The sequence below is a fragment of the Citrobacter sp. 50677481 genome (assembly GCF_001463265.1).
GTDB classification, from domain to species: domain Bacteria; phylum Pseudomonadota; class Gammaproteobacteria; order Enterobacterales; family Enterobacteriaceae; genus Citrobacter_A; species Citrobacter_A sedlakii.
On sequence record NZ_LNHZ01000024.1, the window covers coordinates 1 to 13,307 of the forward strand.

Here is a 13,307-nt window from a genome sequence, read left to right on the forward strand (position 1 = left end):
TTGTTCCGTGTCAGTGGTGGCGCATTATAGGGAGTAATTCTGAAGCTGCAAGGAGAAAGTGAAAATTATTTACCAACCGCTCACTTTCCAGGCAAATCATTCCCCGAACCTGAATTTTCGCCTGGTTTTTAAACAAAAACGAGCCGCAAGCGGCCCGTTTTTGTATTTTGTGACTTACTGCACTGCCACGATCCGATCGCCATTCGCTTCCAGACGAATGGTTTTGCCTGGAATTAACTCGCCGGACAGAATCTGTTGCGCCAGCGGGTTTTCGATCTGTTGCTGAATAGCGCGTTTCAACGGACGTGCGCCATACACCGGATCATAACCATTTGCGCTAAGCAGCTTCAGGGCGTCATCAGAGATATGGATTTCATATCCACGCTCTTCCAGACGTTTATACAGACGCTGCAGCTGGATTTTAGCAATCGAGGCAATATGCTGTTCACCCAGCGGATGGAATACCACCACCTCATCGATACGGTTAATAAATTCCGGACGGAAGTTATGGCTCACCACGCCCAGCACCATTTCTTTCATATGGCTGTAGTCCAGATCGCCGAAGCGTTCCTGAATCAGATCGGAACCCAGGTTAGAGGTCATAATGACAACCGTATTGCGGAAGTCGACCGTTCTCCCCTGCCCGTCAGTCAGACGTCCATCGTCCAGAACCTGCAACAGAATGTTAAATACATCCGGATGCGCTTTTTCCACTTCGTCTAACAAGATGACGGAGTAAGGACGACGGCGAACCGCTTCGGTCAGATACCCGCCCTCTTCATATCCGACATATCCCGGAGGCGCACCGACCAGGCGAGACACTGAGTGTTTCTCCATAAACTCGGACATATCGATACGCACCATCGCATCGTCGCTATCAAACATAAAGTTCGCCAGCGCTTTGCAAAGTTCGGTTTTACCCACCCCGGTTGGCCCGAGGAACAGGAAAGAGCCAATAGGACGATTCGGATCCGCCAGCCCCGCGCGGCTACGGCGAATAGCATTCGATACCGCTTCTACCGCTTCGTTCTGACCAATAACGCGGCTGTGTAGCTCCTGTTCCATTCTCAACAGTTTTTCGCGCTCGCCCTCCAGCATTCTCGCGACAGGAATACCGGTCCAGCGCGCCAGCACTTCGGCAATTTCCGCATCTGTCACTTTATTACGCAGCAGACGCATCGTTTTGCCTTCAGACTGGGTGGCCGCTTCAAGCTGTTTTTCCAGCTCCGGAATTTTGCCGTACTGCAGTTCAGACATCCGCGCCAGATCGCCCACGCGACGCGCCTGCTCAATCGCAATCTTCGCCTGCTCTAACTCAGCTTTAATGGTCTGGGTTCCGGAAAGCGAGGCTTTTTCCGCCTTCCATTCCTCTTCCAGCTCAGAATACTGGCGCTCTTTGTCTTCCAGTTCTTCATTAAGCATGTCGAGACGTTTCTTGCTCGCTTCATCAGACTCTTTCATCAGCGCCTGCTGTTCCAGTTTGAGCTGGATGATACGGCGGTCGAGTCTGTCAAGTTCCTCCGGTTTGGAGTCAATTTGCATACGAATGCTGGAAGCCGCTTCATCGATCAGGTCGATGGCTTTATCCGGTAACTGACGATCGGCAATATAACGGTGTGACAATGTCGCCGCCGCCACGATAGCCGGGTCAGTGATCTGCACATGGTGGTGCAGTTCATAACGCTCTTTCAGACCACGCAGGATCGCGATGGTGTCTTCAACGCTAGGCTCAGCAACAAACACCTTCTGGAAACGACGCTCCAGCGCGGCATCTTTTTCAATGTACTGACGGTATTCATCAAGCGTGGTTGCCCCCACGCAGTGCAGTTCACCACGCGCCAGGGCCGGTTTCAGCATGTTCCCGGCGTCCATCGCGCCGTCCGCCTTACCTGCGCCAACCATGGTGTGTAGTTCGTCGATAAACAGAATGACGTTGCCTTCCTGTTTCGCGAGATCGTTCAATACGCCTTTTAAACGTTCTTCAAATTCACCGCGGTATTTCGCCCCCGCCACCAGCGCGCCCATATCCAGCGCCAGTACGCGACGACCTTTTAATCCTTCCGGCACTTCGCCGTTAATGATCCGCTGCGCCAGTCCTTCCACAATTGCGGTTTTACCGACGCCCGGCTCACCAATCAAAACCGGGTTGTTTTTGGTACGACGTTGCAGTACCTGAATGGTACGGCGAATTTCTTCATCACGACCGATCACCGGATCGAGCTTGCCCTGTTCGGCGCGCTCGGTCAGATCGACCGTGTATTTTTTCAAGGCCTGACGTTGGTCTTCCGCCCCTTGATCGTTCACGCTTTCACCTCCGCGCATCTGTTCAATTGCCTGAGTGATATTGGCGGTTGTTGCGCCAGCCGATTTCAATAAATCGGGCAGTGTGCCGCGAGACTCAAGCGCCGCCAGAACGAACAGTTCCGACGAAATAAAGTTATCGCCCCGTTTTTGCGCCAACTTATCGCAAAGGTTAAGGACGCGCACCAGATCCTGCGACGGTTGCACGTCGCCGCCGGTGCCTTCCACCTGCGGTAAACGGCTCAGCGCTTCATCGATGGCGGTGCGTAACTGTCCTGCGTTAATACTCGCAGACGTTAATAAAGGACGAACCGAGCCCCCTTCCTGATTCAGCAAGGCGCTCATTAAATGTAAAGGTTCGATGAATTGGTTGTCGTGCCCCAGTGCGAGCGACTGGGCATCGGCAAGAGCAAGCTGGAATTTGTTGGTAAGACGATCCAGACGCATAACTCCTCCCATAACAGGTCAAATTTGCTACTGGAGATTAAATGAGGTCATCCCTCAATTATTCAAGGTTAATGACCTGAATTATGTGAAAAGAAAATTACGCGTACCGGATCGTCTTGATTCTTTAGGTTATATCAGCCAAATAAAACTTGCCATACGCCCCGTGGTCTTGTCGCGACGATAAGAGAAGAAAGTCTCATTTTCACTAAAAGTACAGCGATTGCCGCCGAATATTTGCTCAACGCCGACATTTGCCAGCCGTTGACGGGCAAGCTGATAAATATTCGCCAGATATTTTTCGCCATGCGGCGCAAAGGCTTCGTGCGCACGGGCGTCCTTAATACAAAACGCCTCACGCACCTCAGCCCCCACTTCAAAGGCTGTCGGGCCGATGGCCGGACCCAGCCACGCCATAATATTTTCAGGTTTATCCGCAAAGCAGGCGAGCGTTTCTTCCAGCACCCCTGCACATAATCCGCGCCAGCCCGCATGGGCCGCCGCGACTTCTGTTCCTGCCCGGTTGCAAAACAGTACCGGCAGGCAATCTGCCGTCATTACCGCACATACCGTGCCCGGCGTGTTGCTGTATGAGGCATCCGCACGTCTGGATGCGTAAGGGCCACCAGTCAGTTTCAGCACATCCTTACCATGAACCTGTTCCAGCCAGACGGGCATTGAAGGCAAATTGCCCGCAGCAAACAGCCGATTACGGTTCTCTTCAACATGCGTCGGGTTGTCGCCACAGTGGGCGCCCAGGTTCATCGCATCATAAGGCGGTAAACTTACCCCGCCGATACGGGTCGAACTGCATGCCGCCACGCCTTCCGGCAGTGGCCACTGCGGGACAATGAGCATACTCATAACCAGGCCACGTCATCCTTATGTTCTTCAAAATCCGCGCGCATGGCGTCGATAAGCTCAACCATATCCTGCGGAATTGGCGCATGCCATTCCATCTCGATACCGGAGATCGGGTGATACAAGCGCAGCATAGTGGCATGCAGCGCCTGGCGATCAAACTTGCGCAACGTGGAGATAAACGCCTCCGAGGCGCCTTTCGGCGGACGCGGGCGACCGCCGTATACCGGGTCGCCCACCAGCGGATGGGTAATGTGGGCCATGTGCACGCGGATCTGATGGGTACGCCCGGTTTCCAGACGCAACCTAAGACGCGTGTGCACACGGAAGTGTTCCATGATGCGATAGTGCGTGACCGCCGGTTTTCCCATCGGATGCACCGCCATGTGGGTACGCTTGGTCGGGTGACGGCTGATAGGCTCTTCCACCGTGCCGCCCGCGGTCATATGACCGATAGCGACGGCTTCGTATTCACGGGTGATCTCGCGCAGCTGAAGCGCCTCAACCAGACGCGTCTGCGCCGGAACGGTTTTCGCCACCACCATCAGACCGGTAGTGTCTTTATCCAGACGGTGGACAATACCCGCGCGCGGCACGTCGGCAATCGGCGGGTAGTAATGCAGCAAGGCGTTTAATACGGTGCCATCGGGATTCCCGGCCCCCGGATGCACGACCAGATCGCGAGGTTTGTTAATAACAATGATGTCATCGTCTTCATAAACGATATCCAGTGGGATATCCTGAGGCTCAAAGCGGATTTCTTCATCGATCTCCGCGTCAATAGCGACCTGTTCACCGCCTAAGACTTTTTCTTTCGGTTTGTCGCAAATTTTACCGTTGACCAGCACGCGCCGATCGAGAATCCATTCTTTTATGCGCGAACGTGAATAATCCGGGAACATTTCGGCCAAAGCCTGATCTAAGCGTTGACCGAGTTGATTTTCGGATACCGTTGCGGTGAGTTGTACTCGTTGTGCCATATACAGCTTCTTCGTTTAACGTTGGGTTTTACGGCTTTGCCGTTTAATATAGTGTGCTATTGTAGCTGGTCTTAACCGGGAGCAGGAACAGAGAATCTCCCGCAAAAACATTTTGAGGAAAGTCAAAACGTCATGACGCGCATGAAATATCTGGTGGCAGCAGCCACGTTGAGCCTGTTTTTGGCGGGTTGCTCTGGTTCAAAGGAAGAGGTGCCCGATAATCCGCCTAATGAAATCTACGCGACTGCTCAGCAAAAGCTGCAGGACGGTAACTGGAAACAGGCAATAACGCAATTAGAAGCGTTGGATAACCGCTATCCATTCGGCCCGTATTCCCAGCAGGTGCAGTTGGATCTCATCTACGCCTACTACAAAAACGCCGATCTGCCGCTGGCTCAGGCCGCTATCGATCGCTTTATCCGCCTGAATCCGACACATCCCAATATTGATTATGTCATGTATATGCGTGGCCTGACCAATATGGCGTTAGATGACAGCGCGCTACAGGGCTTCTTCGGCGTCGATCGCAGTGACCGCGACCCGCAGCACGCACGCGCTGCGTTTAATGACTTTTCCAAACTGGTGCGCGGCTACCCGAACAGCCAGTACACCACAGACGCCACTAAACGTCTCGTGTTCCTGAAAGATCGTCTGGCGAAATACGAATATTCCGTGGCGGAATACTACACCAAGCGTGGCGCATGGGTCGCCGTGGTGAATCGTGTGGAAGGTATGCTGCGTGATTTCCCGGATACCCAGGCCACACGCGACGCTCTGCCGCTAATGGAAAACGCCTACCGCGAAATGCAGATGACGACCCAGGCTGAGAAAGTGGCAAAAATCATTGCCGCCAACAGCAGCAACACCTGAACCGCGATTTCGCAAGCAAAACGGCAGCCCAAGGGCTGCCGTTTTTTTATTCGTTTCGCATCACGTCAGGCCCGTTTTCCCGGTAACCTAACTCATCAACTATGGCCCGCTTTTCCCCTTTCCTCAAGTGAAATATCACCTTCTCCTGCGATGCCTCACAAAAAGGCTTCCTTGACAAAAAGTGACAAAATAATGTGATTCAAATCACACATTTTGACATTAGGAACGGTATGCTGAAATCACCAAGACGGGAAAGACAAGAGGTAAAATTTATGACAATGAACATTACCAGTAAACAAATGGAAATTACTCCGGCAATTCGCCAACATGTCGCAGACCGTCTCGCCAAACTGGAAAAATGGCAAACACACCTGATTAACCCACATATCATTCTGTCCAAGGAGCCACAGGGTTTCACCGCTGATGCCACCATCAATACACCAAACGGACATCTGGTCGCCAGCGCAAAACATGAAGATATGTATACCGCGATTAACGATTTGATCAACAAGCTGGAACGGCAGCTCAATAAAGTGCAGCACAAAGGCGAAGCGCGTCGCGCAACCGCGTCAGTTAAAGACGCAAACTTCGCTGAAGCAGACGAAGAATAGTCCCTTACATTGAGTGTATCGCCAACGCGCCTTCGGGCGCGTTTTTTGTTGACAGCATGAAAACAGTGCGGGTACTTTACTAGCGTCACTTAAGGAAACTGATATGCAACTTACGCCGTTCTTCTTCGCCTTCTTTTTTACCTTCCCCTGAACGGGAGGCTTTCGTCGTGTGAAAAAGAATGCGAAGACGAATAACAAGGCCTCCCACTCCGGGGGGCCTTTTTTATTGATAACAAGAAAGGCAACACTATGACATCGGAAAATCCATTACTGGCGCTGCGTGACAAAATCAGTGCGCTTGATGCAAAACTGCTGGCGTTACTGGCCGAACGGCGCGGGCTGGCGGTCGAAGTGGGTAAAGCAAAGCTTGAATCCCATCGACCGGTACGCGATATCGACCGCGAGCGCGACCTTCTGGACCGGTTGATTCAGCTTGGCAAAGCGCACCATCTGGATGCCCATTATATCACCCGCCTTTTTCAGCTTATTATTGAAGACTCGGTTCTTACCCAGCAGGCGCTGCTCCAGCAGCATCTGAATAAGATCAATCCCCATTCTGCCCGCGTGGCGTTTCTGGGACCAAAAGGCTCTTACTCCCATCTCGCCGCCCGTCAGTACGCCGCGCGTCATTTCGAACAGTTCATTGAAAGTGGTTGCGCGAAGTTTGCCGATATCTTTAATCAGGTCGAAACAGGACAGGCTGACTACGCGGTGGTGCCCATTGAAAACACCAGTTCAGGCGGCATTAACGATGTCTACGATCTCCTGCAGCATACCAGCCTTTCCATTGTGGGCGAGATGACGATTGTGATCGACCATTGTGTGCTGGTCTCCGGCACCACCGATCTCGACACCATCGACACGGTGTACAGCCATCCGCAACCGTTCCAGCAGTGCAGCAAATTCCTCAATCGTTACCCGCACTGGAAAATCGAATACACCGAAAGTACTTCCGCAGCGATGGAAAAAGTTGCGCAGGCGAATTCTCCGCGCGTGGCGGCATTGGGCAGCGAGGCGGGCGGCGTGCTGCATGGCCTGCAAGTACTGGAACGTATTGAGGCGAACCAGACGCAGAATATCACCCGCTTTATCGTACTGGCACGTAAAGCGATTAACGTGTCCGATCAGGTTCCGGCGAAAACCACGCTCCTGATGGCGACGGGCCAGCAGGCCGGCGCCCTGGTGGAAGCGCTGCTGGTTCTGCGTAATCATCATCTGATTATGACTCGCCTGGAGTCCCGCCCTATCCACGGCAACCCATGGGAAGAGATGTTTTATCTTGATATTCAGGCCAACCTGGAAGCGCCGGAAATGCAAAAGGCGCTGAAAGAGCTGGGCGAAATTACCCGCTCGATGAAGGTGCTGGGTTGCTATCCGAGCGAAAACGTTGTTCCGGTCGATCCTTCTTAACGTTCGATAAACGGCTTTTTCTTCATCCCTGCCACCCTCGCCGGCAGGGTGAAGATCGCCCCGGAAAGCGGATATTCCGCCACCTCTTCTTCGCGCATGTTTTCCCGCGTGGTGGTGATAAACAGCGTTTTCATGTCGTCGCCGCCAAAGCAGACCATTGTCGGACAACGCACCGGCAACCGGTATTCCTCAAGCTGTTCGCCCAGGGGAGAAAAGCGGGCAATCCGCCAGCCGTCGAACAACGCGCTCCAGTAGCAGCCTTCCTCGTCCATTGCCGCACCGTCCGGGATCCCCTCCCCGGCCTGAAAACGACGGAACGCCTCACGTTTTCCCGGCTCGCCCTGCGCGTCCAGCGGCGCACGCCAGATCACGCCGTTTGGCGTATCAGAGGTATACATCCATTGCTTATCCGGACTGAACGCCAGCCCGTTATGCCCGTGGATATCACACTGAATCACCTTTGGCGTTAGGTCGTTATCGATGCGCATCAACATCGCGCCGTTATAGTCTCCGGGGCCCCAGAAGGTCCCGGCGTAAAAACGTCCGTCATGATCGGTGCCGCCATCGTTGAAACGCGCCAGCTGCGGGTTCGACGGGTTATCGCACACTTTTCGCTGAAGCAGACCGTTTTTATCGGTCAGCCAGATAGCATTACGCAACGCAACAATAAATCCGCCACGCTCGCGCAGCGCAAAGCATCCAACCTCTTCCGGGAACGCCAGAACGATGTGTTCTCCTGTCGTCAAATGGTAGCGATGGATCTCTCCTTCCAGAATATCCGCCCAGTAGAGCGCATTCTCGCCCGCACTCCAGGTCGGGCATTCCGGCAACTGTCCGGTATAGTCAAATAACACGCGTGGTTCAGCCATGACGAATCCCCAAATAAAAAAACCAGCGGTAGTCCCGCTGGTTTTTCAGTATAACCCTCCTGACGCTAACGATGCGGAAAAACCACCAGCGCATTCGTAGGCCAAAGGGCGTTACACGCTGGCCCGAATCAGACCAGCGTGAGGATTATTGTCGGCTATCGTTGGCCTGTCGCAGTAAGGTACGGCTTTCCTGCTGGAAGCGTTTCGCGTAGTCCCCGAACCAGTGCTCGACTTTGCGGAAGCTGTCAATAAACGCCTGTTTATCTCCCTGTTCAAGCAGACCGATCGCCTCGCCAAAGCGTTTGTAGTAGCGTTTAATCAGCGCCAGATTGCTTTCCGACGACATAATGATGTCGGCGTACAGCTGCGGGTCCTGGGCAAACAGCCGCCCGACCATTGCCAGTTCGAGGCGATAGATCGGCGAAGAGAGCGCCAGGAGTTGTTCAAGCTGCACGTTTTCTTCCGCCAGATGCAGCCCGTAAGCAAAGGTCGCAAAGTGGCGCAACGCCTGGATAAACGCCATATTCTGGTCATGTTCTACGGCACTGATGCGGTGCAGTCGCGCTCCCCAGACCTGAATCTGCTCAAGAAACCATTGATAGGCCTCCGGGTTTCGCCCGTCACACCAGACTACCACCTGTTTCGCCAGGCTACCGCTGTCCGGACCAAACATCGGGTGCAGACCCACCACTGGCCCGTCATGGGCGGCAAGCATTGCCTGCAACGGCCCATTTTTCACTGAGGCCAGATCCACCAGAATACAGTCGGACGGTAAACGCGGCAGTCGAGCAATCACTTGTTCAGTGACATGGATAGGCACGCTGACAATCACCATCCCGGCATCCGCGACGATCTCCGGCGCGCGATCCCAGTCCTGCTGTTCCAGAATACGCACCTTGTAGCCCGACAGGGTGAGCATTTTTTCAAACAGTCGTCCCATCTGGCCGCCACCGCCGACGATGACCACCGGACGCAGCGTCGGACAAAGCGTTTTAAACCCTTTGTCGTTTTCGCTGGAATAGGACTCGCGCATCACCCTGCGCAGCACATCCTCAATCAGATCCGGCGGTACGCCCAGCGCTTCCGCTTCCGCACGGCGCGAAGCCAGCATAGCGGCCTCGCGCTCGGGGACATAAATCGGCAGCCCAAAGCGGCTTTTGACTTCGCCGACCTCCGCCACCAGTTCCAGGCGACGCGCCAGTAAGTCCAGCAGCGCCTTATCCACTTCATCAATTTGATCGCGTAATGCGGTCAATTCAGCCACCATAACAAACCTCTTAAACCTTGCGCGCCGCCAGCTGGCCGTTCAGGTCTTTGTGAATTTCACGCAGCAGCGCATCCGTCGTTTCCCAGCTAATGCAGGCATCGGTAACGGACACGCCGTATTTCATATCGCTGCGCGGTTGCTCAGAAGACTGATTACCTTCGTGAATATTACTTTCAATCATCAAGCCAATGATGGAACGGTTGCCATCTTTAATTTGCGCAACCACAGACTCCGCCACGGCAGGCTGACGGCGGTAATCTTTATTGGAGTTACCATGACTGCAATCTACCATCAGTGAAGGCCGCAGTCCCGCCTGCGCCATCTCTTTTTCGCACTGTTCGACATCAGCCGGACTGTAGTTTGGCGCTTTACCACCGCGCAGGATCACATGTCCGTCCGGGTTGCCCTGCGTTTGCAGCAGCGCAACCTGCCCGGCCTGGTTGATCCCTACAAAGCGGTGCGACTGGGCGGCGGCGCGCATGGCGTTAATCGCCGTCGCCAGACTGCCGTCAGTGCCGTTTTTAAACCCGACCGGCATCGACAGGCCGGACGCCATTTCACGGTGAGTCTGCGACTCCGTGGTGCGCGCGCCAATAGCCGACCAGCTAAACAAATCCCCGAGGTACTGCGGACTGTTTGGATCCAGGGCTTCTGTCGCCAGCGGCAGTCCCATATGAACAAGTTCAAGCAGCAACTGACGCGCAATCTTCAAACCCGCTTCAACGTCGAAAGAGCCATCCATATGAGGATCGTTAATTAACCCTTTCCAGCCGACGGTGGTACGGGGTTTTTCAAAATAGACGCGCATCACCAGGTAGAGGCTATCGCTGACCTCTGCGGCAAGGGCTTTAAATCGACGGGCGTATTCAAGAGCGGCATCAGGATCGTGAATAGAACATGGACCACACACCACCAGCAGACGCGGATCGCGCCCGGCGATAATGTCAGAAATGGTTTTGCGCGACTGGGCGATCTGCGCCTCTTGCGCCTGACTCAGCGGGAATGCCGCTTTGAGTTGTTCCGGGGTCATCAAAACCTGTTCGTCGGTGATGTGTACGTTGTTCAGCGCGTCTTTTTGCATGATGGCGATCCTGTTTTAGCTCGTTTGCGATAGTTGTCCTCAGCGAGGATGACGTAACGATAACACAAAGAGTAAAGATATCAATCCAAAATACGTAAAGTTTATTGTACAAGCACCTATAATACTGATTATGACGCGCACAGATTCGTACACTTTACTTTACATGCAATTCTGTCGCGGATTTTAAACTTAAATAAAATTGTACGATTACAGCAAGAAAGATAAAAAAAACCGTCCCGGCAATATTGATTAATAAGATTTAACTTAAGGACAAAACATAAATATCTTTGGCGTAATGACGCCTATGCAAAATAATGTTATTTTGCTGCAAACAATCAAGGATGTATTTAATGCGTTACGAAAGATAAGGGTGAGGACGCCGCTCATGTTCTATTCTCACCGACTTCTGGTGCTGCTGATGCTATTGCTGGCAGGATCGCCGGTTTATGCTCAGGAATTACCCGATGACGCCAAAAATGTGCGTGCAATTGTCTCAGGCATTGTGAGCTATACGCGCTGGCCTGCGCTCTCCGCGCCGCCCAGGCTATGCATTTTCACTTCATCCCGTTTCGTTAGCGTATTGGGTGACAGTGACGATACCTCCCTGCCCTATCAACCTGTTATTATTCGTAACGAACAAGAGGCGCTGGTCGCACGTTGTGATGGCGTTTATTTCGGCAACGAATCTCCGGCCGCTCAGGTTGAATTAGCCAATAAATATCCCTCTAAGGCTTTGTTATTAATTGCGGAACAAAATGCCGAATGCATTATTGGCAGCGCCTTTTGTCTTATTATTCAAAATAATGATGTCAGATTCGCCGTAAATCTGGATTCTCTGGCGCACAGCGGCGTCAGGGTCAATCCGGATGTACTGATGCTCGCACGGAATAAAAAGCATGGATAAGGATCTTTCCCGCACGACGCGTCCAACGTTTAAGCGAGCCTTGAGACGCATAAGCATGATCAGTGTGGTGGTGACCATGACGTTGATCTGGCTGTTGCTTAGCGTCGCCTCTGTGCTGACGCTGAAACAGTATGCGCAAAAAAATCTGGAACTGACCGCCGCCACCATGACCCACAGTCTGGAGGCCGCGCTCGTGTTCGCAGACGATGCCGCAGCGACCGAAACGCTGGCGGCGCTCGGCCAGCAGGGTCAGTTTTCTGCCGCCGATGTACGCGATAAAAATGAGAACGTCATCGCCAGCTGGCGCTATAACGCACAGGAAACTGACGACAAACTCAGTGGTTACATCAGCCAGTGGCTTTTTCCATTGCCGGTCGCGCAACCTGTCTGGCATAACGGGGAAATCATTGGCGAAGTGCGGATAACCGCCCGTGACAGCTTAATCAGCCATTTTCTCTGGCTGTCGCTGGCTGTCCTCACCGGCTCGATCCTGCTGGCGTCCGGTATCGCCATCCTCCTGACGCGCCATCTGCACAACGGCGTCGTCGTAGCGCTGCAAAATATCACCGACGTCGTGCACGATGTGCGTACCAACCGGAATTTTTCCCGTCGCGTATCAGAGGAGCGAATTGAGGAGTTTCACCGCTTTGCCCAGGACTTCAACAGCCTGCTGGATGAAATGGAGGAGTGGCAACTGCGTCTCCAGGCGAGGAACGCCCAACTGCTACGCACGGCACTGCACGATCCGCTGACCGGACTGGCTAACCGCGCTGCTTTTCGCAGCACGATCAACGCGCTCATGAATGATGACGCCGCCCGCAGTAGCTCAGCGCTGCTGTTCCTTGACGGCGACAACTTTAAATTCGTTAACGATACCTGGGGCCATGCGGCGGGAGACCGGGTTTTGATCGAAGTGGCTAAGCGACTCGCGGAATTTGGCGGCAACCGCCACCAGCCCTATCGTCTTGGCGGGGACGAGTTTGCGATGGTCCTCTACGGCGTACATTCCGAATACGAAGTGCAGCGCATATGCGCCGCGCTGGCGCAGGAATTTAATCGGCCTTTTGACCTGCACAACGGCCATCTGACCAGCATGACGCTGAGTATGGGCTATGCCCTGACGTGGGAGCACGCCTCAGCCGAAAAATTACAAGAACTGGCCGACCGCAATATGTATCTGGCCAAACATCAGCGTGTCGAACGCGTGATCAAATAATAAGGATTCCCCCATGCTGAAACGTCTTTTATCGCCTTTTGTTGTTGCTCTCCTCCTGACTGGCTGTCAGGCGCCGCAGGGAACGTTTACCCCGCAGCAGGTCGCTGCCATGCAGTCATACGGGTTTACCGAGTCGGCGGGGAGCTGGTCTTTGGGTATGTCGGACACCATCCTGTTTGATAAAAATGACTATAAGCTGCGTGCTGAAAGTCAACGACAGATCCAGACAATGGCTGCCCGTCTGGCCTCCGTTGGCCTGAAACATGCGCGCATGGACGGACATACTGATAATTATGGCGAAGACAGCTACAACGAAGCCCTGTCCCTGAAACGCGCCAACGTTGTGGCCGATGCATGGGCGGAAGGCGCGCAGATCCCGCGTAGTCATCTGACAACGCAGGGATTAGGCAAAAAATATCCTGTCGCCAGTAACAAGACCGCAAAAGGCCGTGCTGAAAACCGCCGCGTCGCCGTAGTCATCAGCACGCCTTAA

Annotated in this window: 13 protein-coding genes and 1 other annotated feature; of the genes, 7 read left to right on the plus strand and 6 right to left on the minus strand. The window is 53.6% G+C overall.

The window, feature by feature from the left end:
- Window positions 1-174: 174 nt before the first annotated feature.
- From clpB to rluD, 3 genes are all read right to left on the minus strand, one after another.
- Window positions 175-2,748, minus strand: coding sequence for an ATP-dependent chaperone ClpB (gene clpB / locus APU02_RS05585; RefSeq protein ID WP_060569498.1), 2,574 nt, complete (start codon window positions 2,746-2,748; stop codon window positions 175-177).
- A gap of 129 nt (window positions 2,749-2,877) precedes the next feature.
- Window positions 2,878-3,609, minus strand: a complete 732-nt coding sequence (yfiH, locus tag APU02_RS05590; RefSeq protein WP_060569499.1) for a purine nucleoside phosphorylase YfiH — start codon at window positions 3,607-3,609, stop codon at window positions 2,878-2,880.
- A complete protein-coding gene (gene rluD / locus APU02_RS05595) occupies window positions 3,606-4,586 on the minus strand; it encodes a 23S rRNA pseudouridine(1911/1915/1917) synthase RluD (protein WP_042288245.1) in 981 nt (326 codons plus the stop codon). Before rluD ends, yfiH begins: the two co-directional genes overlap by 4 nt.
- 132 nt (window positions 4,587-4,718) lie before the next feature.
- On the opposite strand from rluD, the gene bamD reads away from it, so the two are divergent.
- The 4 genes from bamD to pheA all read left to right on the plus strand — a co-directional run bounded on the left by bamD (window position 4,719) and on the right by pheA (window position 7,477).
- Complete coding sequence (gene bamD / locus APU02_RS05600; protein ID WP_012906713.1) at window positions 4,719-5,456, plus strand: outer membrane protein assembly factor BamD; 738 nt, start codon at window positions 4,719-4,721, stop codon at window positions 5,454-5,456.
- 272 nt (window positions 5,457-5,728) lie between these two features.
- Window positions 5,729-6,067 carry a ribosome-associated translation inhibitor RaiA gene (gene raiA / locus APU02_RS05605; protein ID WP_042288251.1) on the plus strand — a complete coding sequence of 113 codons (339 nt, stop codon included), beginning with the start codon at window positions 5,729-5,731 and terminating at the stop codon, window positions 6,065-6,067.
- Window positions 6,068-6,169: 102 nt separating this feature from the next.
- Window positions 6,170-6,294 (plus strand) — a sequence feature (Phe leader region).
- On the plus strand, window positions 6,171-6,218 hold the full coding sequence (pheL, locus tag APU02_RS26665; protein WP_187375663.1) for a pheA operon leader peptide PheL: 48 nt from the start codon (window positions 6,171-6,173) through the stop codon (window positions 6,216-6,218). Its footprint overlaps the feature before it by 48 nt.
- Window positions 6,295-6,316: 22 nt before the next feature.
- Window positions 6,317-7,477, plus strand: a complete 1,161-nt coding sequence (pheA, locus tag APU02_RS05610; protein WP_042288254.1) for a bifunctional chorismate mutase/prephenate dehydratase — start codon at window positions 6,317-6,319, stop codon at window positions 7,475-7,477.
- Here pheA and APU02_RS05615 read toward each other — a convergent pair.
- The 3 genes from APU02_RS05615 to aroF form a co-directional block, all read right to left on the minus strand.
- Entirely contained in the window at window positions 7,474-8,346 is an 873-nt protein-coding gene (locus tag APU02_RS05615) for an SMP-30/gluconolactonase/LRE family protein (protein WP_060569500.1), read from the minus strand. The two genes, pheA and APU02_RS05615, sit on opposite strands and share 4 nt — an antisense overlap.
- A 145-nt stretch (window positions 8,347-8,491) precedes the next feature.
- Window positions 8,492-9,613 (minus strand): bifunctional chorismate mutase/prephenate dehydrogenase, encoded by a 1,122-nt coding sequence (tyrA, locus tag APU02_RS05620; protein ID WP_042288259.1) that lies wholly within the window; start codon window positions 9,611-9,613, stop codon window positions 8,492-8,494.
- A gap of 10 nt (window positions 9,614-9,623) precedes the next feature.
- A complete protein-coding gene (gene aroF, locus APU02_RS05625) occupies window positions 9,624-10,694 on the minus strand; it encodes a 3-deoxy-7-phosphoheptulonate synthase AroF (protein ID WP_060569501.1) in 1,071 nt (356 codons plus the stop codon).
- A gap of 385 nt (window positions 10,695-11,079) precedes the next feature.
- Between aroF and APU02_RS05630 the strand changes: the two genes are divergently transcribed.
- From APU02_RS05630 to APU02_RS05640, 3 genes are read left to right on the plus strand one after another with little or no spacing between them, the layout of a single operon-like run.
- A complete protein-coding gene (locus APU02_RS05630) occupies window positions 11,080-11,598 on the plus strand; it encodes a YfiR family protein (protein ID WP_042288265.1) in 519 nt (172 codons plus the stop codon).
- A complete protein-coding gene (dgcN, locus tag APU02_RS05635) occupies window positions 11,591-12,814 on the plus strand; it encodes a diguanylate cyclase DgcN (protein ID WP_042288268.1) in 1,224 nt (407 codons plus the stop codon). The genes APU02_RS05630 and dgcN overlap by 8 nt, the downstream gene beginning before the upstream one ends.
- Window positions 12,815-12,827: 13 nt before the next feature.
- Window positions 12,828-13,307, plus strand: a complete 480-nt coding sequence (locus tag APU02_RS05640; RefSeq protein ID WP_060569502.1) for an OmpA family protein — start codon at window positions 12,828-12,830, stop codon at window positions 13,305-13,307.

Bases quoted from the DNA above. Each gene is read 5' to 3' on its own strand.
- clpB (WP_060569498.1), bottom strand. From the start codon at position 2,748: ATGCGTCTGGATCGTCTTACCAACAAATTCCAGCTTGCTCTTGCCGAT.
- yfiH (WP_060569499.1), bottom strand. From the start codon at position 3,609: ATGAGTATGCTCATTGTCCCGCAGTGGCCACTGCCGGAAGGCGTGGCG.
- rluD (WP_042288245.1), bottom strand. From the start codon at position 4,586: ATGGCACAACGAGTACAACTCACCGCAACGGTATCCGAAAATCAACTC.
- bamD (WP_012906713.1), top strand. From the start codon at position 4,719: ATGACGCGCATGAAATATCTGGTGGCAGCAGCCACGTTGAGCCTGTTT.
- raiA (WP_042288251.1), top strand. From the start codon at position 5,729: ATGACAATGAACATTACCAGTAAACAAATGGAAATTACTCCGGCAATT.
- pheA (WP_042288254.1), top strand. From the start codon at position 6,317: ATGACATCGGAAAATCCATTACTGGCGCTGCGTGACAAAATCAGTGCG.
- APU02_RS05615 (WP_060569500.1), bottom strand. From the start codon at position 8,346: ATGGCTGAACCACGCGTGTTATTTGACTATACCGGACAGTTGCCGGAA.
- tyrA (WP_042288259.1), bottom strand. From the start codon at position 9,613: ATGGTGGCTGAATTGACCGCATTACGCGATCAAATTGATGAAGTGGAT.
- aroF (WP_060569501.1), bottom strand. From the start codon at position 10,694: ATGCAAAAAGACGCGCTGAACAACGTACACATCACCGACGAACAGGTT.
- APU02_RS05630 (WP_042288265.1), top strand. From the start codon at position 11,080: ATGTTCTATTCTCACCGACTTCTGGTGCTGCTGATGCTATTGCTGGCA.
- dgcN (WP_042288268.1), top strand. From the start codon at position 11,591: ATGGATAAGGATCTTTCCCGCACGACGCGTCCAACGTTTAAGCGAGCC.
- APU02_RS05640 (WP_060569502.1), top strand. From the start codon at position 12,828: ATGCTGAAACGTCTTTTATCGCCTTTTGTTGTTGCTCTCCTCCTGACT.